At 46.8% G+C, this 2,923-nt stretch carries 1 protein-coding gene; it reads left to right on the top strand.

Annotation, left to right across the window (positions count from 1 at the left end; genetic code table 11):
- Positions 1-483: 483 nt before the first annotated feature.
- A partial coding sequence (locus tag KB557_RS10450; protein WP_255133969.1) for an AAA family ATPase occupies positions 484-2,923 on the top strand: 2,440 nt, incomplete at its 3' end.

Genomic DNA, 2,923 nt, shown 5'->3' with positions numbered 1-2,923 from the left:
TGAACTTCGCACATCCTGCGGCTGTGCGTTATCAGTTCAAACTGTTTGCTACCAGCCGTTTTGGTCATTGCCAAGGCCATTAGTCCCACCCCGTGGGTCTATGCAAAAGGCTAAAGATCAGTACAGCCGGATCAAGGTTGCAGCTACCGGTAGCGGCTTGAGGCTTAGGAAGGCCAGGAATAGCGTGATATGGTGCGATACCGCTGCGCATCAAAAAAGGACCCCGATCAGAAGGCCCTCTTAAGAATGTGATGCGGTCGATCAAAACCAAAATTACTGTATCAGATGTTGAATTCTTTTAACCCTTCTGGGCAGAAATCACCGTGTCCAATTTGCGGTAGAACAAAGGATGGAGATTGCAGGATTCTCAGTGATGGCAGGGTCTTTTGCCATACGGCTAAGAATGGGATCAAAGGAAAAAAATGTGAATCTAATGAGATTTATATCTATCTAGGCAAGAGCGATGAAGCCCAAGGGGCTGGGATGTGGAAGCTTGACGATGCGATGACAGCCAAGGCCCCCAGGCAATACGGGATTAGGTATTTCGATTATTTTTTTTGGGATGGGGCTGCTGTGCCTGCGCAGCGTTATCGCAAGGATGTGGAAGGCCAGCCAAAGGAGGTGAAATGGGCCAAGGGAGGCCTTGCGGGTAGATCACAGAACGAGGTAGCGCCTTACCTATGGGAGAAGGCCGCAGGCGCTAGGCAGCTGTTTGTTGTTAGGGGCGAGCTAAAGGCTGAGCTGCTAGCTGGCAAAGGATTTACTGCCATTAGCTGCCTGAATCAAAAAGACGAGCGTCTAGCTGCTGAGTTGAGAAAAATGCGGGCCGATGGGGTTGAGATCGTATTGGTGCCCGATTGCGATGAAGCCGATCTCGATAAGTGGTTCAGATATTTATCGAACGAAGTGCCAGGGGTAATGCAGTTATTGGCACCTGGGCTGCCGTGGCCAAAGCCGCCTGCTGATGGAGGATTGGGTATTGAGGATTGGATTTACGCGAAAAGCCCATCAAATGAGCAGATATTGGCAGCCATTAGCAGCATGGGAGATAGCGGTTTAAGCAGTAATGAAAAGAATTTAGTTACGCTTGAAGAAAAGATTCAAACAATTGTAGATAAACATGAAGATCCTTTAACGCGATCTGCATTAGTTAAAAAGGAAGCATCTGAATTAGGTTTTAGCTTAGCTGCTGCTGAAGTGAATAGTTTTATACGCCAGGCCGGATATAAAGAACCAGTTTTATACGGCGAAGATGTAGATATGCCAGATGATTCAGAAGCAGAACTATGGGGTAACTTACTTTTATATGGATCTAGCAATTTAGTTGTTGCAGCCCCAAAAGTTGGTAAGACATCATTAATTACCCATATAATGGGTTGCATCATGAGCCGTAAGTCTCATTGTTTAGATCAGCCAATACACAATCTTTGCGACCATTTCATTATTCTTGGCAGTGACATGGCGAGAAAACAATGGAAGAAGCTAATTTTAAAAGAGGGGCTGGGAACAAAAAAACCTAACGGCAAGATTAATATGCCGAATATCAAACTAGCTACAAAAGGAACTAAGTTAGATCTAAGCCGCGAGGGTCTTAAATATATCGTTGGGCTGTGCGTAGCAAGACCTAATGCGATGTTAGTAGTTGATTGTTTGCGTACCTATTCAGATGGCGATGAAAACACTAGGGATTTTATTGCACCTATTGATCGGCTAATGGTTGCATTGGCAGAAGCGGATTGCAAAACGACTGTTATCTGTATTCACCACGCAAGAAAAAGCGGTGGAGCAACTGCAATTGAATCAGCATCCGGCCATAGTTCGATTACATCAGCTTTTGATCAAACCTTAAACATGAATTGGTTAAATCCAGCAGATACTGAAATATTGCAGAGAGATAAGCGGATTCTCGTTACCAGTAGCGGCAGAGGAGAGGATCAATCAATAGTTGTTGAGCAGGTAGGCCCGACTGCTAAATGGGTCAACCACGGCAATGCAGAGGATCTAATAAAGGCTGAGGCGATTATTAAGGCCGAAGAGGCTTTAACTAGCCAACAAGTAAAGGTTTACGACCAGGGGCAGACGATCTATGAGAACACTGGCAAAGGACTTAAAGCTAGAGCTGTTATGGAACTGCTGCAGTGTTCCCGCCAAGCGGCCAGGCGATATCTAGCGACTCTTCATCGCAAGGGCCTATTCATAAGAACCGGCCAGAAGGGTGCCGAAGGCTATACGTATTACCCACATTGGGCCGAGCGCACAGAAGAGGGCTCTGCTTCTTCTCTCCCTTCCGCTGATTTAGGGGGGAGGAGCGACCTTAAGGGAGCGATCGATCCCCCCTCCAATCCGCAGGATTTGGATCAATTTTCTTCTCCTAAAAAGGGGTCGATCACTTTGAGCCAAAAAGAGCAACCCTGTCTACCACTAGAAACGGAGTTTTCCACAGGTTTGTGCGGCTCCTCAGATCCATTGGTATCACTGAATGGAAACCAAAGGAAACCAATGGAACAGGCAAAAACCCGCCTCAGATCCATTGGTATCACTGAATGGAAACATAAGGAAACGGGTTTGAACTCTCTTTCTTCTTCTTCTTCTTTAAAAGAACCTATCCCTATGCCTTTTATGGCTGGTCTAACTTCTAACGAGCGCGCGTTATATGCAAACGATTCTGCAAATGACACTGAAACGCTCAAACCCCAGTTAGAGCAGGCGGTTCAAGTATTCAGAAAGGGCGAATGGGAAAGCGGGTGGACGATCTGTGATTCAAGAAACCCCCATTCGCTGCGCATTCGCACCGAACGGGATGGCAAGGTTTTTCAACTAGCCAATCAACGCTGGGATATTGATCTACGGCCTGAGCCCTTAGAGGCATCTACAAGCCCCAGCAGGGAAGGTGTAGGGGCTGCCGGGATAAATACATCGTCCG

It is taken from the genome of Synechococcus sp. Cruz CV12-2-Slac-r (assembly GCF_024346075.1).
In the GTDB taxonomy this organism is placed as follows: Bacteria; Cyanobacteriota; Cyanobacteriia; order PCC-6307; family Cyanobiaceae; genus Synechococcus_D.
The sequence above is the reverse complement of the archived record's forward strand: the minus strand, read 5'-3'. Positions and strand labels throughout refer to the sequence as shown.